This window comes from Streptomyces sp. NPDC043685, assembly GCF_056436585.1.
The window spans coordinates 191,664-212,828 of record NZ_JBWKCH010000008.1 but is presented as its reverse complement, the minus strand read 5'-3'; the positions used below and the strand labels follow the sequence as shown (position 1 = coordinate 212,828).

The following is a 21,165-nucleotide window of genomic DNA, read 5'->3' as shown; positions in this document are numbered from 1 at the left end:
TCGGGTGAAGGCGGCGAAGCGGTGCCGTAAATCGAAAGCACGTGCTATATGGTCGGACGTGGCGTCGGGCATGCTGGTAGAGCCGGGGTTTGTTGGCAACCCGTGAATCCGACCGGCGTTGTCAGTGGCTCCCCCTAGTCTGGGAAAGACGGGGGCCTCGCCCCTGTCACTTCTCTCAAGAAAGGTGCGGACCGGCGTGGCCGACCGTCTCATCGTCCGTGGAGCGCGCGAGCACAACCTCAAGAACGTCTCGCTCGACCTCCCGCGCGACTCGCTCATCGTCTTCACGGGCCTGTCGGGGTCGGGCAAGTCCTCGCTGGCCTTCGACACCATCTTCGCGGAGGGACAGCGGCGCTACGTCGAATCCCTCTCCTCCTACGCCCGGCAGTTCCTCGGCCAGATGGACAAGCCGGACGTCGACTTCATCGAGGGCCTGTCCCCGGCCGTCTCCATCGACCAGAAGTCGACCTCGCGCAACCCGCGCTCCACGGTCGGCACCATCACCGAGGTCTACGACTACCTGCGGCTGCTCTTCGCCCGCATCGGCAAGCCGCACTGCCCCCAGTGCCACCGCCCGATCTCGCGCCAGTCGCCGCAGGCCATCGTCGACCGGGTCCTGGAGCTGCCCGAGGGCAGCCGCTTCCAGGTGCTGTCGCCGCTGGTGCGCGAGCGCAAGGGCGAGTTCGTCGACCTCTTCGCCGACCTCCAGACCAAGGGCTACTCCCGCGCGCGGGTGGACGGCGAGACGGTGCAGCTGTCGAACCCGCCCACGCTGAAGAAGCAGGAGAAGCACACCATCGAGGTGGTCGTCGACCGCCTCACGGTCAAGGACGGCGCCAAGCGCCGCCTCACCGACTCCGTCGAGACCGCTCTCGGCCTGTCCGGCGGCATGGTCGTGCTCGACTTCGTCGACCTCCCCGAGGACGACCCCGAGCGCGAGCGCATGTTCTCGGAGCACCTGTACTGCCCGTACGACGACCTGTCCTTCGAGGAGCTGGAGCCCCGCTCCTTCTCCTTCAACTCGCCCTTCGGCGCCTGCCCGGACTGCACCGGCATCGGCACCCGCATGGAGGTCGACCCGGAGCTGATCGTCCCGGACCCCGACAAGAGCCTCGACGAAGGCGCCATCCACCCCTGGTCGCACGGTCACACCAAGGACTACTTCGCCCGTCTCATCGGAGCCCTCGCCGACGCGCTGGGCTTCCGCACGGACATCCCCTTCGCGGGTCTGCCGCAGCGCGCCAAGAAGGCCCTGCTGCACGGCCACAAGACCCAGGTCGAGGTGCGCTACCGCAACCGCTACGGCCGTGAGCGCCGCTACACCACGGCCTTCGAGGGCGCCGTCCCCTTCGTCAAGCGCCGGCACAGCGAGGCCGAGAGCGACTCCAGCCGCGAGCGCTTCGAGGGCTACATGCGCGAGGTGCCCTGCCCGACCTGTGAGGGCACGCGCCTGAAGCCGATCGTCCTCGCGGTCACGATCATGGGCAAGTCCATCGCCGAGGTCTCCGCGATGTCGATCAGCGACTGCGCGGACTTCCTGGGCGAGCTGAAGCTCACCGCCCGCGACAAGAAGATCGCCGAGCGGGTGCTGAAGGAGGTCAACGAGCGGCTGCGGTTCCTGGTCGACGTCGGCCTGGACTACCTCTCGCTCAACCGCGCGGCCGGCACCCTGTCCGGAGGCGAGGCCCAGCGCATCCGGCTGGCCACCCAGATCGGCTCCGGCCTCGTCGGCGTCCTGTACGTCCTCGACGAGCCGTCCATCGGCCTGCACCAGCGCGACAACCACCGGCTGATCGAGACCCTGGTCCGGCTGCGCGACATGGGCAACACGCTCATCGTGGTCGAGCACGACGAGGACACCATCAAGGTCGCCGACTGGGTCGTCGACATCGGCCCCGGCGCCGGCGAGCACGGCGGCAACGTCGTGCACAGCGGCTCCCTCAAGGAGCTGCTCGCCAACACCGAGTCGCAGACCGGCCAGTACCTGTCCGGCAGGAAGGCCATTCCGCTGCCCGACATCCGGCGCCCGCTGGACCCGTCCCGGCAGCTCACGGTGCACGGCGCCCGGGAGAACAACCTCCAGGACATCGACGTCTCGTTCCCCCTGGGCGTCTTCACCGCCGTCACCGGTGTGTCCGGCTCCGGCAAGTCGACCCTGGTCAACGACATCCTGTACACGCACCTGGCCCGCGAGCTGAACGGCGCGAGGAGCGTGCCCGGGCGGCACACGCGCGTGGAGGGCGACGACCTCGTCGACAAGGTCGTCCACGTCGACCAGTCGCCCATCGGCCGCACCCCGCGCTCCAACCCGGCCACGTACACCGGCGTCTTCGACCACATCCGCAAGCTGTTCGCCGAGACCACCGAGGCGAAGGTCCGCGGCTACCTGCCCGGCCGCTTCTCCTTCAACGTCAAGGGCGGCCGCTGCGAGAACTGCGCGGGCGACGGCACCATCAAGATCGAGATGAACTTCCTCCCGGACGTCTACGTCCCGTGCGAGGTCTGCCACGGAGCCCGGTACAACCGGGAGACCCTGGAGGTCCACTACAAGGGCAAGTCCATCGCCGACGTCCTGAACATGCCGATCGAGGAGGCCACGGAGTTCTTCGAGGCGGTCCCCGCGATCTCCCGCCACATGAAGACCCTGAAGGACGTCGGTCTCGGTTACGTCCGGCTCGGTCAGGCCGCGACCACCCTGTCCGGCGGCGAAGCGCAGCGCGTCAAGCTCGCCAGCGAGCTGCAGAAGCGCTCCACCGGCCGCACGGTCTACGTCCTCGACGAGCCGACCACCGGTCTGCACTTCGAGGACATCAGCAAGCTGCTGACGGTCCTGTCCGGACTGGTCGACAAGGGCAACACGGTCATCGTCATCGAGCACAACCTCGACGTGATCAAGACCGCCGACTGGATCGTCGACATGGGCCCCGAAGGCGGCGCCGGCGGCGGCCTGGTCGTGGCCGAGGGCACACCCGAGCAGGTGGCGGGCGTCCCGGCCAGCCACACCGGCAAGTTCCTGCGGGAGATCCTCGGCGCCGACCGCGTCAGCGACGCGTCCTCGGTGAAGGCGCCCCGCAAGACGGCGGCCCGCAAGACGGTCGCGGCCAAGACGGCCTCGGCCCGCAAGACCGCCACCAGGACGGTCGACGGCACGACCGCCAAGAAGACGGCCGCCAAGACCACCAAGGCAGCCGCGAAGAAGACGACCCGGGCCACGAAGGGCTGAGGTCCCTCCCGCCGAACGCGCCGTGCCCCACAGGCATCGTCCTGTGGGGCACGGCGCGTTCTCCGTGTGCGGTCAGGAGCTGTTCGGCTCCACGAACTGCATGTCGAGCTGGATCTTGACCACTTCGCCGAGCAGACCAGGGGCGAAGTCCAGCCCGAACTCGCTGCGGCGGATCTCGCCCGTCGCCTCGAACCCGGCGTGCCGGCTGCCGTCCATCGGCACGTCGACCAGCCCGCCGAACTCCACGGCGAGCGTGACCGGGCGGGTCACCCCACCGATCGTCAGCTCGCCCTCCATGGTCCAGTCCTCAGCCGCGCCCGACACCCGCGTCGAGCGGTACGTCATCGTCGGCCGCTTCTCCACGTCGAGCAGGTCGGAGGCGCGCACGTGCGCGTCCCGGTCGGCGTTGCCGGTGTTGATCGAGGCCAGGTCGACCGTCGCGGAGACCCGTACGTCCTCCACCCGCTCCCCGACGACCAGGTCGGCCTCCAACCGCTCGAAGCGCCCCCGCACCTTGGCGATGCCCAGGTGCCGGACGGTGAAGTTCACGGAGGAGTGGAACGGGTCGAGGGCCCACTGTCCGGGGGCCAGCGGCAGGGCGGTGGTGGCGGTGTCATTCGTCATGCCCTCCACCCTGGCGGCGGCGCGGCCCGGAAGGGAGACCGGCCGGAGCCTGGTAGTGACGGGGCCACCCTCCGCGCCCGCCCGCCCTGTACGTTCGCCGGGTGAGTGACAACGAGTTGGGCACGTTCCTGCGCACCTGGCGTGAAGCCGTCACGCCGGCCGAGGCGGGTCTGCCCGCGGGCCCCCGGCGCCGCACCCCGGGCCTGCGGCGCGCCGAGCTGGCCACCCTGGCCGGCGTCAGCGTCGAGTACCTCACCCGGCTGGAACAGGGCCGCGACCGCAACCCGTCCGCTCAGGTGCTCGGCGCCCTGGCCGACGCCCTGAACCTCTCCCTGCGTGACCGGATGCTGCTGCGCCGCCTGACCAAGGAGGCGGACGGCGGCGATCCGCTGGTGTGCGCCGCGGCCCCGTCGCTCAGCCGCACGGCGCGCCCCACCGTACGAGCCGTACTGGACCGCCTGGAGCCGGCTCCCGCGCTGGTCGTCAACTGGATCGGCGACGTCCTCGCGCACACCGCCGGCTACGGGCGGCTGGTCGGCCCCCTCGGCCTGCTCGACGACGAGCGGCCCAACCTGCTTCGGTACCTGTTCACCGACGAGCGGGCGCGCAGCGCCTACCGCGACTGGGACCGGGTGGCCGACGACCTCGTGGCCCGGCTCCGGCACGGCGCCCCCCTGCGGGACCCGTACCTCGCCGAGCTGGCCGACGAGCTGACGGTGACCGCGGGCGCGGACTTCGCCGACCGGTTCGCCGACCTGGCCATGACACCGCGGCGGACCGGCTCCCACGACATCGAGCACCCCGAGGCCGGTCCCCTGCGGCTGCTCCAGGAGACGCTCGCGCTGCTTGACGAGGGCCAGCAGGTCATCGTCCACCTGCCCGCGGACGAGGCCACGGCCGCGGCTCTCGACCGCCTCGACGGCCGCCGCCCCGGCGCGCTGCGGGCCGTGGCGATGGGGGAGACCGGCTGAGACCTCCGCGTCCCGCGAGGGCCTCCGGCCCGGCTCAGCCCTTCAGCTCGTGCGCGTACGGCGGTTCCGCCCCGGCCCGTGAGCAGGTGATGGCCGCCGCGCGGGCCGCGAAGCGCAGCAGTTCCGTCCAGCCGCCGGGGCCCAGGGCGGCCGGCGCGCGGGTGCCGAGGGCGTCGCGTTCGGCGAGCCCGTGCAGCAGGGCCGCGTTGACCGTGTCGCCGGCCCCGATCGTGTCCACGACCTCCACGCGTTCGCCCGGCACGGTGTACTCGCCGCCGTCGGCGGTGTAAGCGGTCAGTCCGTCGCCGCCCCGGGTGATCACGACCGCCGCCGGGCCGGCGGCCAGCCACTCCCGGGGAGTTCCGCCCAGCCACTCGGCGTCCTCCTCGGACAGCTTCAGCAAGGACACCGACGGCAGCCAGCTCTTGAACCGCGCCCGGTAGGCGTCCGCGTCGGGGATGAGACCGGCCCGGATGTTCGGGTCCAGCGCGGTGAACACGCCCTGTTCGGCCGCCCGGCGCATCAGCTCCTCGTAGGCGCTCGCCCCCGGCTCCAGCACCAGCGAGCAGGTGCCGAAGGAGACCGCACGGGTGCCGGACGGCAGGGCGGCGGGCGCCGCGAACAGCCGGTCCGCCGTCCCGTCGACGTAGAAGGAGTACGCCGCCGAGCCGTCCGCGCCGACCGTGGCGACGGCCAGCGTCGTCGGTTCGGCACCCCGCTGCACCGCGGACACCTCGACCCCGGTCTCGCGCAGCCGGTCCACCAGGGCCTCCCCGAAGGCGTCGGACGACACCCGGGAACAGAAGGCGACAGGGGAGCCGAGACGGCCCAGCGCCACGGCCGTGTTGAACGGGCCGCCGCCGAGCGCCGGCCGCAGCGGGGCCAGGGCACCCGTGCCCTGCGGTACCAGGTCGATCAGTGCCTCACCGGCGACGACGATCACGACGGGGTTCCTTCCTCGGACGAGCTGGGACAGCCGCACGACGTGCGGTGGACGAAGGTGCAGGGCAGCCGCAGGGCCCGCGCGGGACGCTCCGGCTCGGCGAGCCGCTCCAGGAGCACGCGCACGGCCCGGGCGCCGATGTCCTTGCCGGGCTGGGCGATCGCGGTGAGGCGGGGCGAGAACAGGTCCGCCCAGGCGAAGTCGTCGAAGCAGCACAGCGCGATGTCGTCCGGCACGGACAGGCCGTGTGCGCTCAGGGCGCGCAGCGCCCCGATGGTCATGGCGTTGTTGCCGGTGACCAGGGCCGTGGGCGGCACCCCCAGGGACAGCAGGGCCTCGGTCGCCTGCTCGGCACCGGCCGACTCGGAGTCTCCGTGCACCAGCAGCCGCTCGTCGTACGCCAGTCCCGCGAAGGCGAGCCCGCTGCGGTAGCCGGTGATGCGCTCGCTCGTGGTGCTGAGCCCCGGCCGCCCCGCCACCAGCCCGATCCGCCGGTGCCCCAGCCCGGCGAGATGCGTGACCAGCCGGGACATCGGTTCGGCGTTGTCGGCGCACACCTGGTCGAACCGCGGGACGCCATCGGCCCCCGGCGCGTCCACCAGCCGGTCCAGGAACACCGCCGGCACCGCATGCCGCCCCAGGTAGGCGAGCAGCCCGCGCGGATCCGCGGAGGGCGCGACGATCATGCCGTCCACGCGGCGCTCGTGCAGCAGCCGGACGACCTTGCGCTCGTGCTCGGGGTCGTCGTGCGGATCGGCGATCAGCAGGCTGTAGCCGGCCTCCAGCGCGGCGGCCTCCACCCCTTGGAGGATCTCCGTGAAGTACGGGTTGCTGATCGCCGACACCGCCAGCCCGATGGACCGGGTGCGGGACGTCACCAGCGAGCGGGCGAGTGTGTTGGTCGTGTAGCCGAGCTCCTCCACGGCGTCCAGGACGGCCTGCCGGGTGTGCGGCAGCACCGGCCGGGTGCCGTTCAGCACATGCGAGACGGTCGCCACGGAGACGCCGGCACTCCGCGCCACATCGGCCATGGTCGCCATGCCGCTCCCGCCTCCTCCGTCAGGTCACGTCAGGTCAGACGGGGAACGTATCGCATCCGGAGGCGGACGTAAACGATTGCGCAAGCGTTTACGTCCGGCCGTGGGCGGGACCCCCGCCGCGACGAGCCGTCCCGTCCGCCCCTACTCCCAGTCCCAGCCGATCCCCAGGAATCCCGCCCGCACCCGCGGCTCGACCACGTGCACCGACCGGTGCCGGCCGCTCAGCGCCAGCTCCTGGAATCCGCTGCGCGGCGCCGCCGCCGAGTGCTGGGTGAAGCGGTGGCAGCGCACCGGGAGGGCCGCCGCGTCGAAGGACACCTGGAGGGCGTACTGGCCGCCGGGGGAGTCGAAGCCGCGGACGTACTCGCGGGACACCTCCGCCGTGCCGTCCTCGACGCCGTAGCGGAACAGGAAGGTGTCCCCGGCGCGCAGCCGGGTGTCGAAGAGCAGCTCGGCGGCGAGCACTCCGGTGTCGTGGTGCCAGCGGACGCGTCCGGTGCGGCAGTTCTCCAAGGCGTGCACCCTCATGCGCTCCGGTGCGGCGCCCCGGTCGCCGTGGTGGACGGCCACGAAGCGGTCGACGCCGTCCCGGTGGGCGCGCACGATGTGGTGCGACTCGCGCTCGGCCAGTTCGCGCCGCGCCCCGATCCGGAGCCGTTCGTGGTGGCCGAGGGTGTGCAGGCCCCCGTCCGGCGGGCAGCCCAGCTCGGCCAGCAACCGGTCCAGGACCCCGGAGGCCTCGACGAGGGAGCGGTAGGAGTGGGTGGCCGGCCGCAGCCGGGACGGACTCTGCCCGGACTCGGCGAGCAGCCGGATCAAGGACTCCTCGGGAAGCCCCAGGATCTCCTCCAGCGCGCGCACGGCCCGCAGCGACTCCGGGCGCTGCGGGCGCCGGGCCCCCTGCTGCCAGTAACTCAGGCTCGTGACGCCGACTTTCACACCGTGGCGGGACAGGTGGTGCTGCACGCGCTGCAGCGGCAGTCCGCGGGCGGCGATCGCGGCCCGCAGGGCGACGTGGAAGGGGCCGCCTCGCAGGGCCGAGTCCAGTTCCACGGTGGCGACGTCCGCGTGCTGTGTGGCGTGCGGCATGCAGGGGCCTCTCTGTGAGTCGGCGACGGCTGGTCAGACCGTCGGCGCTGGCCGCCCGGGCCGCCCGCCGGCGCGGAGGAGGTCTTCACATCCGTACGCCGTCGTTCAGGTCCCGAGTTCCCCCGCATTGAAGCGTGTTGACCTGGTCCCGACAACACCTGATGCCGGACAGTGACGTCCCGCTCCGGCCGGCTCCCTCCGGACACGCGAACGCCCGGGGCGTGCGCCCCGGGCGTTCGCAGTGGACGTGCGCTTCTAGGAGCGGTCGTTCCCGCCCTGTTCCCGCAGGGCCAGGCGCTTGGCCCGCGCGATGTCGGGATCGCGCGGGTCCAGGGCGTCGCGCAGCGCCAACGGTTCGTCCGTGTACGTGCGGGCACGGACCGCCCGCCGGGTCTTCTCGATCCGCATCCGCTTCATGTGCGCAGCCCTCCGACCCGTGGCCCGCCCGTCCCGCACCGGGAACGACGGTCCGCACCGACAACCTGTGCCTGCACCGGGACGGACTCCGTCCGCCGGACGTCGCCGTGTCCCGTGGGTGAGCCCCATTCCCGCTCCTGGGGGGCCGTAACCCCTGAGCGGCACATGCCGTTGAAAACCGCCCTGCCGCCGGGACCGTGATCGTGCCCGTGGCCGCGCCGGACTGTCGGTGCTCGCCAGTAGGGTGTGAGACATGGCCGACCCCTCCAGCTACCGCCCCAAACCGGGTGAGATCCCCGACACGCCGGGGGTCTACAGGTTCCGTGACGAGCACCGCCGGGTGATCTACGTAGGAAAGGCGAAGAGCCTGCGCCAGCGCCTGGCGAACTACTTCCAGGACCTGGCGGGCCTGCACCCGCGCACGCGCTCCATGGTCACCACGGCCGCGTCGGTGGAGTGGACGGTGGTGTCCACGGAGGTCGAGGCGCTCCAGCTGGAGTACTCGTGGATCAAGGAGTACGACCCCCGGTTCAACGTCAAGTACCGCGACGACAAGAGCTACCCCTACCTCGCGGTGACGATGAACGAGGAGTACCCGCGCGTGCAGGTGATGCGCGGTCACAAGAAGAAGGGCGTGCGCTACTTCGGGCCGTACGCGCACGCGTGGGCGATCCGTGACACGGTCGACCTGCTGCTGCGCGTCTTCCCCGTGCGTACGTGCTCGGCGGGCGTGTTCAAGAACGCCGCCCGCACCGGCCGCCCCTGCCTCCTCGGCTACATCGGCAAGTGTTCGGCCCCCTGCGTCGAGCGCGTCTCCGCCGAGGAGCACCGCGAACTGGCCGACGAGTTCTGCGACTTCATGACCGGCCGCACGAACACCTACATCCGCCGCCTGGAGAAGCGGATGGGCGAGGCGGCCGAGGACATGGAGTACGAGCGGGCGGCCCGGCTGCGCGACGACATCGAGGCCCTCAAGAAGGCCATGGAGAAGAACGCGGTCGTGCTCGCCGACGCGACCGACGCCGACCTGATCGCGGTCGCCGAGGACGAGCTGGAGGCGGCCGTCCAGATCTTCCACGTGCGCGGCGGGCGGGTGCGCGGCCAGCGCGGCTGGGTCACCGACAAGGTGGAGGAGATCACCACCGGCGCCCTCGTCGAGCACGCCCTGCAGCAGCTGTACGGCGAGGAGACCGGCGACGCCGTCCCCAAGGAGGTCCTGGTCCCCGCCCTGCCCGACCCCGTCGAGCCGGTCCAGGAGTGGCTCACCACGCGGCGCGGCTCGGGCGTCTCCCTGCGCATCCCGCAGCGCGGCGACAAGAAGGCCCTCATGGAGACCGTGCAGCGCAACGCCCAGCAGGCGCTCGTGCTGCACAAGACCAAGCGCGCCTCGGACCTGACCACGCGCTCGCGCGCCCTGGAGGAGATCGCCGACGCCCTCGACCTGGACAGCGCCCCGCTCAGGATCGAGTGCTACGACATCTCCCACCTCCAGGGCGACGACGTCGTGGCGTCCATGGTCGTCTTCGAGGACGGGCTCGCCCGCAAGAGCGAGTACCGCCGCTTCCAGATCAAGGGTTTCGCCGGGCAGGACGACGTCCGCTCGATGCACGAGGTGATCACCCGCCGCTTCCGGCGCTATCTCGCCGAGAAGGAGAAGACGGGGGAGTGGACGGACACCGAGGGCGGCCGAGAGGGCCAGGACGGCCGGGGAGGCCAGGACCCCGACGGCGCGGAGGCGCCCCTCACCGGCACCGGCGTCCCGGCCGCCACGAACACCCTCACCGAGGACGACGGCCGCCCGAAGAAGTTCGCCTACCCGCCCCAGCTCGTGGTCGTGGACGGCGGCGCCCCCCAGGTGGCCGCAGCCCGGCGCGCCCTGGACGAGCTCGGCATCGACGACATCGCCGTGTGCGGCCTCGCCAAGCGCCTGGAGGAGGTCTGGCTGCCCGGTGACGACGACCCGGTGGTCCTGCCCCGCACCAGCGAGGGCCTGTACCTGCTCCAGCGCGTGCGTGACGAGGCCCACAGGTTCGCCATCAGCTACCAGCGCACGAAGCGGTCCAAGCGCTTCCGCTCCAGCCCCCTGGACGACGTCCCCGGGCTCGGGGACACGCGCAAGCAGGCACTTCTGAGGCACTTCGGTTCGTTGAAGAAACTGCGATCCGCCACCATCGACCAGATCTGCGAGGTCCCCGGCATAGGCCGCAAGACGGCCGAGACGATCGCCGTGGCTCTTGCCCGGTCCGCCCCGGCCGCACCCGCCGTCAACACGGCGACGGGAGAGATCATGGAGGAGGAACCCGGCACCATGGGTTCCAGTGGGGAACCCGTGACGACGGGCGCCCCGGACGAACGACGGGGGCAGGAGACATGAATGTGAACGAGCACCACGCGCAACACGAGCAAGCCGGAGACGGAGCACAGGTGAGTACGGGCACGCCCAACGACAAGGCCCAGGTCCCGGACGCGGCCATCCCCGAGTTGGTGATCATCTCCGGCATGTCCGGAGCCGGGCGCTCCACGGCGGCGAAGTGCCTGGAGGACCTCGGCTGGTTCGTCGTCGACAACCTGCCGCCCGCGCTGATCCCCACCATGGTGGAGCTCGGCGCCCGCTCGCAGGGCAACGTGGCGCGGATCGCCGTCGTCGTCGACGTGCGCGGCCGCCGCTTCTTCGACAACCTCCGCGAGTCCCTCGCCGACCTGGAGGCGAAGAACGTCACCCGGAGGATCGTCTTCCTGGAGTCCTCCGACGAGGCCCTGGTCCGCCGCTTCGAGTCGGTGCGCCGCCCGCACCCCCTCCAGGGCGACGGCCGCATCGTCGACGGCATCGCCGCCGAGCGCGAGCTGCTGCGCGAGCTGCGCGGCGACGCCGACCTGGTGATCGACACCTCCAGCCTGAACGTGCACGAGCTGCGCGCCAAGATGGACGCCCAGTTCGCCGGCGAGGAGGAGCCGGAGCTGCGGGCCACGGTGATGTCATTCGGCTACAAGTACGGCCTGCCCGTCGACGCCGACCTCGTCGTCGACTGCCGTTTCCTGCCGAACCCGCACTGGGTCCCCGAGCTGCGCCCGTACACCGGCCTCAACGAGGAGGTGTCGGGCTACGTCTTCAACCAGCCCGGCGCCAAGGAGTTCCTCGACCGCTACACGGAGCTCCTCCAGCTCATCGCCACCGGCTACCGCCGGGAGGGCAAGCGCTATGTGACCATCGCCGTGGGCTGCACGGGCGGAAAGCACCGCTCGGTCGCCATGTCGGAGAGGCTCGCCGCCCGGCTCGCCGCCGAGAGCGTGGAGACGGTGGTCGTACACCGGGACATGGGACGCGAATGACACGACGTACTCCTCGGCTGAGCCGGCTGCGCCGGGTGGTGCCCGAGGGCAACACGAGCGGCAAGGGCGGGCGGCCCGCCGAGGCCCGGGGCGGCAGGCCGCGCCGCCGCGGCACCCAGCCCAAGGTCGTCGCCCTCGGCGGCGGCATGGGCCTGTCCGCCTCGCTCGCCGCGCTGCGCCGGATCACCGGCGACCTCACCGCCGTCGTCACCGTGGCCGACGACGGCGGTTCCAGCGGCCGGCTCCGCGACGAGCTGGGCGTGCTGCCGCCCGGCGACCTGCGCAAGGCGCTGGCCGCGCTGTGCGGTGACGACGACTGGGGGCAGACCTGGGCGCGGGTCATCCAGCACCGCTTCCAGTCCAAGGGCGACCTGCACGAACACGCGGTCGGCAATCTGCTGATCGTCGCCCTGTGGGAGCAGCTCGGTGACCACGTCCAGGCCCTCGACCTGGTCGGACGCCTGCTGGGCGCCGAGGGCCGGGTGCTGCCGATGTCGGCCGTGCCGCTGGAGCTCCAGGCCCTGGTCAAAGGCCATGATCCGGAGCGTCCGGAGGAGGTCGACACGGTCCGCGGCCAGGCGACGGTCGCCCTCACCCCGGGCGAGGTGCAGTCCGTGCACCTGGTGCCGTGCGACCCCCCGGCTGTCCCCGAGGCGGTCGAGGCCGTCCTGGACGCGGACTGGGTGGTGCTCGGTCCCGGCTCCTGGTTCTCCTCGGTCATCCCGCACCTGCTCGTGCCCCAGCTGCTGGACGCGCTCTCGCAGACGAAGGCCCGCCGGGTACTCTCGCTGAACCTCGCGCCGCAGCCCGGAGAAACCGAGGGCTTCTCCCCGCAGCGTCATTTGGAGGTTTTGGGACGACACGCCCCTAAACTCGCCCTGGACGTGGTGCTGGCCGACGAGGCCGCCGTGCCCGACCGCGACTTGCTGACCGATGCCGCCAAGCGGTTCGGGGCCGCGGTCGAGCTGGCGCCGGTGGCCCGGCCCGACGGCACCCCGAGGCACGACCCGGAGCTGTTGGCCGCCGCGTACGACCGTATTTTTCGGATGCATGGAAGGATCGGCCCATGGCGATGACGGCAGCGGTGAAGGACGAGATCTCCCGGCTCCCCGTCACCCGGACCTGCTGCAGGAAGGCGGAGGTCTCCGCCATTCTGCGGTTCGCCGGCGGCCTTCACCTGGTGAGCGGTCGGATCGTGATCGAGGCGGAGCTGGACACGGCGATGGCGGCCCGCCGGCTCAAACGGGACATCCTTGAGATCTTCGGGCACAGCTCCGAGCTGATCGTGATGGCCCCGGGCGGCCTGCGCCGCGGCTCGCGCTACGTGGTGCGGGTGGTGGCGGGCGGCGATCAGCTCGCTCGCCAGACCGGCCTGGTCGACGGGCGGGGCCGCCCGATCCGCGGCCTGCCCCCGCAGGTGGTCTCGGGGGCCACCTGCGACGCCGAGGCCGCCTGGCGCGGCGCCTTCCTGGCGCACGGCTCGCTCACCGAGCCCGGCCGCTCCTCCTCCCTGGAGGTGACCTGCCCCGGACCCGAGGCCGCGCTTGCCCTGGTCGGCGCCGCCCGGCGGCTGTCGATCGCCGCGAAGGCCCGTGAGGTGCGCGGCGTGGACCGGGTCGTCGTCCGGGACGGTGACGCGATCGGCGCCCTGCTGACCCGCCTCGGCGCCCACGAGTCGGTGCTGGCCTGGGAGGAGCGCCGGATGCGCCGCGAGGTGCGTGCCACGGCGAACCGGCTCGCCAACTTCGACGACGCCAACCTGCGCCGCTCGGCCCGCGCGGCGGTCGCCGCCGGAGCCCGGGTGCAGCGCGCCCTGGAGATCCTCGCCGACGACGTGCCCGAGCACCTCGCCGCCGCCGGCCGGCTGCGCATGGAGCACAAGCAGGCCTCCCTGGAGGAGCTGGGCGCGCTCGCCGATCCGCCGCTGACCAAGGACGCCGTCGCCGGCCGGATCCGGCGCCTGCTGGCCATGGCCGACAAGCGCGCCTCCGACCTCGGCATCCCGGGCACGGAGGCCAACCTCAGCGAGGAACTGGCCGACAACCTCGTGGGCTGATCCCACAGATCGTCAGAACACCGGTGCCGACGCCCACTTGGGTGGTCGGCACCGGTGTGTGCGTGTCGCTGAGGCACCCTTGACTCGATCATGGTCTGTCATGAGCCTGGCATCTGTTCGCTGCTGTGGCGAACCCACGCTAGGGGGGTTCATGAGACGAAGAGCGAGATCGATCCTCGCTGTCGGCGCGCTCCTGATCGGCGGAGCGAGCTTCGCGCCCATCGCCCAGGCACAACCCGGGAGTTCGACCCCGTCCGACCCGGACGAGGTCAAGGTCTTCCGCGCCGACGTCAACCGCAAGCAGGTGCCCCTGCTGCTGGCGGCCGGCCAGGACGGCCACGAGCTGAGCGAGCGGGTGCCCGAGAAGGGCACCGCGACCGTCGAGGTCTACCTGACGGAGAAGCAGGCGAAGAAGCTGGAGAAGCAGGGCGTCGGCCTCACCGAGCACAAGGTCTCCGCCCGGGCCGAGGCCCGCGTCGAGGACGCCGCGGAGGGCGTGTTCCGCCCGTACAGCGGCAAGGGCGGACTGCGCGAGGAACTCCTGCGCACCGCCCAGGAGCACCCCGACCTCACCAAGGTCGTCTCCATCGGCAAGACGATCAAGGGCCAGGACATCCTCGCGCTGAAGCTCACCAAGGGCGCGAAGAGGACCAAGGACGGCTCCAAGCCCTCCGTGCTCTACATGTCCAACCAGCACGCGCGCGAGTGGATCACGCCGGAGATGACCCGGCGTCTGATGCACCACTACCTGGACCGGTACAAAAAGGACCGGCGGATCAAGAAGATCGTCGACTCCACCGAACTGTGGTTCCTGCTCTCGGCCAACCCCGACGGATACGACTTCACCTTCGCGGACCCGGCGAACCGCCAGTGGCGCAAGAACCTGCGCGACGTCAACGGCGACGGCGCCATCACCACCGGCGACGGCGTCGACCTCAACCGCAACTTCGCCTACAAGTGGGGCTACGACGACGAGGGCTCGTCCCCGAACCCCACCAGCCAGACCTACCGGGGCGCCGGACCGAACTCCGAGCCGGAGACCAAGGCGCTGGACGCCTTCCAGAAGCGGGTCGGCTTCACGTACGGCATCAACTACCACTCCGCCGCCGAACTCCTCCTCTACGGCGTCGGCTGGCAGGTCGCCACGCACACCCCGGACGACGTGCTGTACGAGGCGCTCGCCGGCACGCCCGACAACTCCGCGATCCCCGGCTACCACCCGCAGCTCTCCTCCGAGCTGTACACCACCAACGGTGAGGCCGACGGCCACGCGGCGAACGTCAACGGGCTGGCCATGTTCACCCCCGAGATGTCGACCTGCCAGACGGCCTCGGATCTGGACCCGAACGACGAGTGGAAGGCGGCCGACTGCCAGTCGGTCTTCACCTTCCCGGACGACGAGAAGCTGATCCAGCAGGAGTTCGCCAAGAACGTCCCGTTCGCGCTCTCCGTCGCCGAGTCCGCCGCCCACCCCGACCGGCCGTCCTCATCGGTCGGCCTGAACGCCGCCGACTTCACGCCGACCGCGTTCACCACCTCGTACTCCCGCGGCGCCGACCAGGAGGTCTCCGTCGTCGTCCGCAAGTCGGTGCGCGACAAGGAGCTCAAGTACCGCGTCAACGGCGGCCGCACCCTGGACATGGCGCTCAAGCCCTGGAAGGGCGGCGAGACCTACGGCGGCGAGGACAACCTCTACTTCGACGAGTACCGGGCCAAGGTGAAGGACGGCGAGCCGGGCGACAAGGTCGAGGTCTGGTTCACCGGCGAGGCGAAGAACGGCAAGAAGCTCTCCAGCGAGCGCTTCACCTACACCGTCGCCGAGCGGCCCCGGGCGAACACCCTCGTCGTCGCCGAGGAGGGCGCGACCGCCACGCAGGCGCAGACGTACGTGGACGCGCTCAAGGCGAGCGGCCGCAAGGCGATCGTCTGGGACGTCGCCAAGCAGGGCGCGCCGGACGCGCTCGGCGTGCTGAAGCACTTCGACACCGTCGTCCACCACACCGGCGCGAGCACCCCGGGGGTCGCCACCCAGCTCCAGCTGCGGGCCTTCCTCAACGAGGGCGGCCGGCTCATCGAGGCCGGTGAGCAGGCCGGCGGCAACGTCGACCTCGGCGGCGCGCTGTCGAACGACTTCAGCCAGTACTACCTGGGCGCCTACACCCGCACCACCACCCCCGGCGCCACCGGCTTCACCGGCTCCGGCGAGCTGGGCGGCGTCTCCGCCCCGCTGGGCGCGGCCCCCGGCAACCCGCTGGACAAGGCGGGCACCTACAGCGTGACCTCCGACGAACTGGCGCCCGACCGGTTCCCGCAGTTCGCGAGCAAGGGCGCCGGGCAGTTCGCCGGCACGGTCAACCCGTACGGTCCGTTCGCGGGCTCCTCGATGGCCGCCGCCGTCCACACCGACGACTCCTACAAGCGCCTCACCCGCACCGTGGACCTCACCGGCATCACCGCCGCCGACCGGCCCACCCTGAGCACCCGGCTGCTGTGGGACACGGAGTCCGGCTACGACCACGCCCTCGTCGAGGCACACACCACCGGCGCCGACGACTGGACGACCCTCCCCGAGGCGGGCGGCGCCACCAGGAACACCGTGCCGTCGGAGTGCCAGGGCGGGTTCTACGTCGACGAGCACCCCTGGCTGAAGCACTACCTGACCGTGGCGGCCGACGGCTGTGCCGCGACCGGCACCACCGGCACGTGGAACAGCCTCACCGGCGCCTCCAACGGCTGGCGGCAGGTGAACTTCGACCTGAGCGCCTACGCCGGCAAGACGATCGAGCTCTCGATCAGCTACGTCACCGACCCGGGCAGCGGCGGGCGCGGCGTCCTCGCCGACGACGCCTCGCTCGTCGTCGGCGGCACGGCCAGGGAGACCGAGGGCTTCGAGACCTCGCTCGGCGCCTGGAAGGTGGCCGGACCGCCCCCGGGCAGCCCGGCCGTCCTCAAGGACTGGGCCCGCACCGGCGCCCTGTTCCAAACGTACGGCGCGGTCACCACGGACGACACCGTGCTGCTGGGCTTCGGCCTGGAACACGTCACCACCGCCGCCGACCGGGCGGCGCTGATGAGGAAGGCACTCGCTTCCCTGGACGGGTGACATCCCTGGTCAACGGGGAACCCGTCCGATGGCGAGAACGATTGATCCTGCTTTCGGCGGTGGGCGGTCCGTACCCCTACTGGCGGGTACGGACCGCCCTGCCGTGTATGAGGCATCTGGATGTCACTACCAGGGCTTCAGGGAGGTAGGGTCGTAGGCGGTCGGGGACATCCCAAACAGAGCTCGCCGGCACTTCATGGCCGGCGTACCAACGAGGAGATCGGTTCGTGACGATCCGCGTAGGCATCAACGGCTTCGGCCGCATCGGTCGTAACTACTTCCGCGCGCTGCTGGAGCAGGGTGCAGACATCGAGATCGTGGCTGTCAACGACCTGGGCGACACCGCGACCACGGCTCACCTGCTGAAGTACGACACGATCCTGGGCCGCCTCAAGCAGGAGGTCACCCACACCGCCGACACGATCACGGTCGACGGCAAGACCATCAAGGTGCTGGCCGAGCGCAACCCCGCCGACATCCCGTGGGGCGAGCTTGGCGTCGACATCGTCATCGAGTCGACCGGCATCTTCACCAAGAAGGCCGACGCCGAGAAGCACCTCGCCGGTGGCGCGAAGAAGGTCCTCATCTCGGCTCCGGCCAAGGACGAGGACGTCACCATCGTGATGGGCGTCAACCAGGACACGTACGACCCGGCGAACCACCACGTCATCTCCAACGCCTCCTGCACCACCAACTGTGTGGCGCCGATGGCCAAGGTCCTCGACGAGAACTTCGGCATCGTCAAGGGCCTGATGACGACGGTGCACGCGTACACCAACGACCAGCGCATCCTGGACTTCCCGCACAAGGACCTGCGCCGCGCGCGTGCCGCCGCCGAGAACATCATTCCGACCACCACCGGTGCCGCCAAGGCCACCGCGCTGGTCCTGCCGCAGCTCAAGGGCAAGCTGGACGGCATGGCCATGCGCGTCCCGGTCCCGACCGGCTCGGTCACCGACCTGGTCATCGAGCTGTCCCGCGAGGTCACCAAGGAAGAGGTCAACGCCGCCTTCCAGAAGGCCGCGGAGGGCGAGCTCAAGGGCATCCTCGAGTACACCGAGGACGAGATCGTCTCGTCCGACATCGTGAACGCCCCGGCGTCCTGCACCTTCGACTCCTCCCTGACCATGGTCCAGGAGGGCAAGAGCGTGAAGGTCATCGGCTGGTACGACAACGAGTGGGGCTACTCCAACCGTCTCGTCGACCTCACGGTCTTCGTCGGTAACCAGCTCTGATCGAATAGACCAGGCACCACGGTGTGAGAGCAGGGCTCGGGCAGCGCGCGGTCGCGCTGCCCGAGCCCTGACTCACGTACAGATCAGAGCTGTTCGATCAAGAGCGCTTACGAGCGATCACGAGCTCTTTCAGGAGTCCCCTTCATGAAGACGATCGACGAACTCCTCTCCGAGGGAGTGGTGGGCAAGCGGGTCTTCGTCCGCGCCGACCTGAACGTCCCGCTGGACGGCACGACCATCACCGACGACGGCCGCATCCGCGCGGTGCTGCCCACGGTCAAGGCCCTCGCCGAGGCGGGCGCCCGCGTGGTCGTCGCCTCCCACCTGGGCCGTCCCAAGGGCGCCCCGGACCCGGCCTTCTCCCTGGCCCCGGCCGCCGCGCGGCTCGGTGAACTCCTCGGCGCCGACGTGGCCTTCGCGACCGACACGGTCGGCGAGTCCGCCCGGGGCGTCGTCGCCGCTCTCGCCGACGGCCGGGTCGCCGTGGTGGAGAACCTGCGCTTCAACGCCGGCGAGACCAGCAAGGACGACGCCGAACGCGGCGCCTTCGCCGACCAGCTCGCCGCCCTCGCGGACGTCTACGTCGGCGACGGGTTCGGCGCGGTGCACCGCAAACACGCGTCGGTCTTCGACCTGCCCGCCCGGCTGCCGCACTACGCCGGCCACCTCATCGCCACCGAGGTCGGCGTCCTGCGCAAGCTCACCGACGACGTCAAGCGGCCCTACGCGGTCGTCCTGGGCGGCGCCAAGGTGTCCGACAAACTGGCCGTCATCGACCAGCTGCTCGGCAAGGCCGACCGCCTGCTCATCGGCGGCGGCATGGTCTTCACCTTCCTCAAGGCCAAGGGCCACGAGATCGGCACGTCCCTGGTCCAGGAGGACCAGCTCCCGGCCGTCCGGGAGTACATCGAGCGCGCCGAGAAGAACGGCGTGGAGCTGGTCCTGCCCCTGGACGTCGTGGTCGCTCCGCAGTTCCCGGACCTCAAGACCAAGGCACCGGCGCAGGCCGGCACCGTGGCCGCGGACGCCATGCCGGGTGACCAGATGGGGCTGGACATCGGCCCCGAGTCCCGCAAGCTGTACGCATCGAAGATCGCCGACGCCGCCACCGTCTTCTGGAACGGCCCCATGGGCGTCTTCGAGCACCCCGATTTCGCCGAGGGCACCAAGGCGGTCGCCCAGGCTCTCCTCGACTCCCAGGCCTTCACGGTGGTCGGCGGTGGCGACTCCGCCGCGGCCGTCCGCATCCTGGGCTTCGACGAGAACGCATTCGGCCACATCTCGACCGGTGGCGGCGCCTCCCTCGAATACCTCGAGGGCAAGACGCTCCCCGGACTCGCCGCACTGGAGGACTGACCTCAATGAGCACGCGCACGCCGCTGATGGCGGGCAACTGGAAGATGAACCTCAACCACCTCGAGGCCATCGCGCACGTCCAGAAGCTCGCCTTCGCCCTGGCCGACAAGGACTACGAGGCCGTCGAGGTCGCCGTCCTGCCCCCCTTCACCGACCTGCGCTCCGTGCAGACCCTGGTCGACGGGGACAAGCTCAAGATCAAGTACGGCGCCCAGGACATCTCGGCGCACGACGGCGGCGCCTTCACCGGCGAGATCTCCGGCCCCATGCTGGCCAAGCTGAAGTGCACGTACGTCGCCATCGGCCACAGCGAGCGGCGCCAGTACCACGCCGAGACCGACGAGCTGGTGAACGCCAAGGTCAAGGCCGCCTACAAGCACGGTCTCACCCCGATCCTGTGCGTCGGCGAGGAGCTGGAGGTCCGCGAGGCGGGCAACCACGTCTCTCACACCCTCGCCCAGGTCGAGGGCGGTCTGAAGGACCTCCCGGCCGAGCACGCCGAGACCGTCGTGATCGCCTACGAGCCCGTCTGGGCCATCGGCACCGGCAAGGTCTGCGGCGCCGAGGACGCCCAGGAGGTCTGCGCGGCGATCCGCGGCAAGCTCGCCGAGCTGTACTCCCAGGAGCTGGCCGACAAGGTCCGCATCCAGTACGGCGGCTCGGTCAAGTCGGGCAACGTCGCCGAGATCATGGCCCAGGCCGACATCGACGGCGCCCTGGTCGGCGGTGCCTCGCTGGACGCCGACGAGTTCGTCAAGATCGTGCGCTTCCGCGACCAGTGAGTATGTCTTAGCGGCGATCCGTCGTACCCTTGCGGGGTCCAGCACTGTGCTGGGCCCCGCGTCGTCCGTCCGAATCCGAGGAAGTTGGTCCAGCCGTGGTTTTGGGGTTCTCGATCGCCCTGATCGTCTTCAGCCTGCTGCTGATGCTGCTGGTGCTGATGCACAAGGGGAAGGGCGGCGGCCTCTCCGACATGTTCGGTGGCGGCATGCAGTCCTCCGTCGGCGGCTCCTCCGTCGCCGAGCGCAACCTCGACCGGATCACCGTCGTGGTCGGTCTGCTGTGGTTCGCCTGCATCGTCGTGCTCGGCATCCTCATGAAGGTGAACAACTGACCGAGCCGCCATCCGCACGGAACTCGTACGTAAGGCCCCATGTTCGGTACGCGCAGCTGAGCGCGGCCTATCATGGGGCTTGCGTCTAGGTGTGAGGGTTGTAACTCCAATCACTGGACGCGCGTTGGGCCTTACGTAGACTGAGGCGCTCGCAGCGAAGCGGAACGCCGACTCGCTTCGCGGCACCATCACGCAGGGAGTTACGACCGTGGCAAGTGGCAACGCGATCCGGGGAAGCCGGGTCGGGGCGGGGCCGATGGGCGAGGCCGAGCGCGGCGAGTCCGCGCCGCGGCTGCGCATCTCCTTCTGGTGCTCCAACGGACACGAAACCCAGCCGAGCTTCGCCAGCGACGCGCAGGTGCCCGATACCTGGGACTGCCCCCGCTGCGGCTTCCCGGCAGGCCAGGACCGCGACAACCCGCCGGCCCCGCCGCGCACCGAGCCCTACAAGACGCACCTGGCGTACGTGCGGGAGCGGCGCAGCGACGCGGACGGCGAGGCGATCCTCGCCGAGGCGCTCGCCAAACTGCGGGGCGAGATCTAGATCTGAGAACCGGCCGGACACCCGTGGGTGCCCGGCCGAAGTCGCCTCCCGGCTCTTTCACCGACCGATTGTCAGTGGGGCCCTCTACGGTTTGTGCATCCAACGAACCATGAGGGGGAG

At 70.8% G+C, this 21,165-nt stretch carries 17 protein-coding genes; 12 read left to right on the top strand and 5 right to left on the bottom strand.

Going from position 1 to position 21,165, the window contains the following annotated elements; translation table 11 throughout:
* Nucleotides 1–196: 196 nt before the first annotated feature.
* Nucleotides 197–3,223: an excinuclease ABC subunit UvrA gene (gene uvrA / locus AC0665_RS26380; protein WP_468411049.1), complete on the top strand. Its 3,027-nt coding sequence runs from the start codon at nt 197–199 to the stop codon at nt 3,221–3,223.
* Nucleotides 3,224–3,295: 72 nt separating this feature from the next.
* Here uvrA and AC0665_RS26375 read toward each other — a convergent pair whose 3' ends face one another.
* Nucleotides 3,296–3,847: a YceI family protein gene (locus tag AC0665_RS26375; protein ID WP_478607136.1), complete on the bottom strand. Its 552-nt coding sequence runs from the start codon at nt 3,845–3,847 to the stop codon at nt 3,296–3,298.
* 101 nt (nt 3,848–3,948) lie between these two features.
* Here AC0665_RS26375 and AC0665_RS26370 point away from each other — a divergent pair, with 101 nt between their 5' ends.
* Entirely contained in the window at nt 3,949–4,818 is an 870-nt protein-coding gene (locus AC0665_RS26370; RefSeq protein ID WP_478607133.1) for a helix-turn-helix domain-containing protein, read from the top strand.
* Between the two features lie 34 nt (nt 4,819–4,852).
* Here the strand turns inward: AC0665_RS26370 and AC0665_RS26365 are convergent, their stop codons facing one another.
* The 4 genes from AC0665_RS26365 to AC0665_RS26350 form a co-directional block, all read right to left on the bottom strand.
* Nucleotides 4,853–5,761 (bottom strand): carbohydrate kinase family protein, encoded by a 909-nt coding sequence (locus tag AC0665_RS26365; protein WP_478607130.1) that lies wholly within the window; start codon nt 5,759–5,761, stop codon nt 4,853–4,855.
* Nucleotides 5,758–6,801 carry a LacI family DNA-binding transcriptional regulator gene (locus AC0665_RS26360; protein ID WP_478509978.1) on the bottom strand — a complete coding sequence of 348 codons (1,044 nt, stop codon included), beginning with the start codon at nt 6,799–6,801 and terminating at the stop codon, nt 5,758–5,760. Before AC0665_RS26360 ends, AC0665_RS26365 begins: the two co-directional genes overlap by 4 nt.
* A gap of 141 nt (nt 6,802–6,942) precedes the next feature.
* Nucleotides 6,943–7,890: a hypothetical protein gene (locus AC0665_RS26355; protein ID WP_478705905.1), complete on the bottom strand. Its 948-nt coding sequence runs from the start codon at nt 7,888–7,890 to the stop codon at nt 6,943–6,945.
* Nucleotides 7,891–8,145: 255 nt separating this feature from the next.
* Nucleotides 8,146–8,307, bottom strand: coding sequence for a hypothetical protein (locus tag AC0665_RS26350; RefSeq protein WP_363120221.1), 162 nt, complete (start codon nt 8,305–8,307; stop codon nt 8,146–8,148).
* Nucleotides 8,308–8,560: 253 nt separating this feature from the next.
* On the opposite strand from AC0665_RS26350, the gene uvrC reads away from it, so the two are divergent.
* The 10 genes from uvrC (at nt 8,561) to AC0665_RS26300 (ending at nt 21,045) form a co-directional block, all read left to right on the top strand.
* Nucleotides 8,561–10,681, top strand: a complete 2,121-nt coding sequence (gene uvrC, locus AC0665_RS26345; RefSeq protein ID WP_478607124.1) for an excinuclease ABC subunit UvrC — start codon at nt 8,561–8,563, stop codon at nt 10,679–10,681.
* Nucleotides 10,678–11,637: an RNase adapter RapZ gene (gene rapZ / locus AC0665_RS26340; protein ID WP_478607121.1), complete on the top strand. Its 960-nt coding sequence runs from the start codon at nt 10,678–10,680 to the stop codon at nt 11,635–11,637. The genes uvrC and rapZ overlap by 4 nt, the downstream gene beginning before the upstream one ends.
* Nucleotides 11,634–12,713, top strand: coding sequence for a gluconeogenesis factor YvcK family protein (locus AC0665_RS26335; protein ID WP_478607118.1), 1,080 nt, complete (start codon nt 11,634–11,636; stop codon nt 12,711–12,713). The genes rapZ and AC0665_RS26335 overlap by 4 nt, the downstream gene beginning before the upstream one ends.
* A complete protein-coding gene (gene whiA, locus AC0665_RS26330; RefSeq protein WP_062926196.1) occupies nt 12,704–13,693 on the top strand; it encodes a DNA-binding protein WhiA in 990 nt (329 codons plus the stop codon). The genes AC0665_RS26335 and whiA overlap by 10 nt, the downstream gene beginning before the upstream one ends.
* 151 nt (nt 13,694–13,844) lie before the next feature.
* The gene (locus tag AC0665_RS26325; protein WP_478705904.1) at nt 13,845–16,796 is read left to right on the top strand and encodes a M14 family metallopeptidase; all 2,952 of its coding nucleotides are present in this window, start codon (nt 13,845–13,847) and stop codon (nt 16,794–16,796) included.
* A gap of 227 nt (nt 16,797–17,023) precedes the next feature.
* Nucleotides 17,024–18,031, top strand: coding sequence for a type I glyceraldehyde-3-phosphate dehydrogenase (gene gap, locus AC0665_RS26320; RefSeq protein WP_468411031.1), 1,008 nt, complete (start codon nt 17,024–17,026; stop codon nt 18,029–18,031).
* Nucleotides 18,032–18,175: 144 nt separating this feature from the next.
* A complete protein-coding gene (locus AC0665_RS26315; protein WP_478705903.1) occupies nt 18,176–19,387 on the top strand; it encodes a phosphoglycerate kinase in 1,212 nt (403 codons plus the stop codon).
* 5 nt (nt 19,388–19,392) lie between these two features.
* Entirely contained in the window at nt 19,393–20,169 is a 777-nt protein-coding gene (tpiA, locus tag AC0665_RS26310) for a triose-phosphate isomerase (RefSeq protein WP_468411027.1), read from the top strand.
* A 95-nt stretch (nt 20,170–20,264) separates the two neighbouring features.
* Nucleotides 20,265–20,501: a preprotein translocase subunit SecG gene (gene secG / locus AC0665_RS26305; protein ID WP_031121198.1), complete on the top strand. Its 237-nt coding sequence runs from the start codon at nt 20,265–20,267 to the stop codon at nt 20,499–20,501.
* A gap of 208 nt (nt 20,502–20,709) precedes the next feature.
* A complete protein-coding gene (locus AC0665_RS26300) occupies nt 20,710–21,045 on the top strand; it encodes an RNA polymerase-binding protein RbpA (RefSeq protein WP_010352468.1) in 336 nt (111 codons plus the stop codon).
* Nucleotides 21,046–21,165: the final 120 nt, after the last annotated feature.

Coding starts and splice junctions, on each gene's coding strand:
- AC0665_RS26375 (WP_478607136.1), bottom strand. CDS start 3,847: ATGACGAATGACACCGCCACCACCGCCCTGCCGCTGGCCCCCGGACAG.
- AC0665_RS26360 (WP_478509978.1), bottom strand. CDS start 6,801: ATGGCGACCATGGCCGATGTGGCGCGGAGTGCCGGCGTCTCCGTGGCG.
- AC0665_RS26355 (WP_478705905.1), bottom strand. CDS start 7,890: ATGCCGCACGCCACACAGCACGCGGACGTCGCCACCGTGGAACTGGAC.
- AC0665_RS26350 (WP_363120221.1), bottom strand. CDS start 8,307: ATGAAGCGGATGCGGATCGAGAAGACCCGGCGGGCGGTCCGTGCCCGC.
- uvrC (WP_478607124.1), top strand. CDS start 8,561: ATGGCCGACCCCTCCAGCTACCGCCCCAAACCGGGTGAGATCCCCGAC.
- rapZ (WP_478607121.1), top strand. CDS start 10,678: ATGAATGTGAACGAGCACCACGCGCAACACGAGCAAGCCGGAGACGGA.
- AC0665_RS26335 (WP_478607118.1), top strand. CDS start 11,634: ATGACACGACGTACTCCTCGGCTGAGCCGGCTGCGCCGGGTGGTGCCC.
- whiA (WP_062926196.1), top strand. CDS start 12,704: ATGGCGATGACGGCAGCGGTGAAGGACGAGATCTCCCGGCTCCCCGTC.
- AC0665_RS26325 (WP_478705904.1), top strand. CDS start 13,845: ATGAGACGAAGAGCGAGATCGATCCTCGCTGTCGGCGCGCTCCTGATC.
- AC0665_RS26315 (WP_478705903.1), top strand. CDS start 18,176: ATGAAGACGATCGACGAACTCCTCTCCGAGGGAGTGGTGGGCAAGCGG.
- tpiA (WP_468411027.1), top strand. CDS start 19,393: ATGAGCACGCGCACGCCGCTGATGGCGGGCAACTGGAAGATGAACCTC.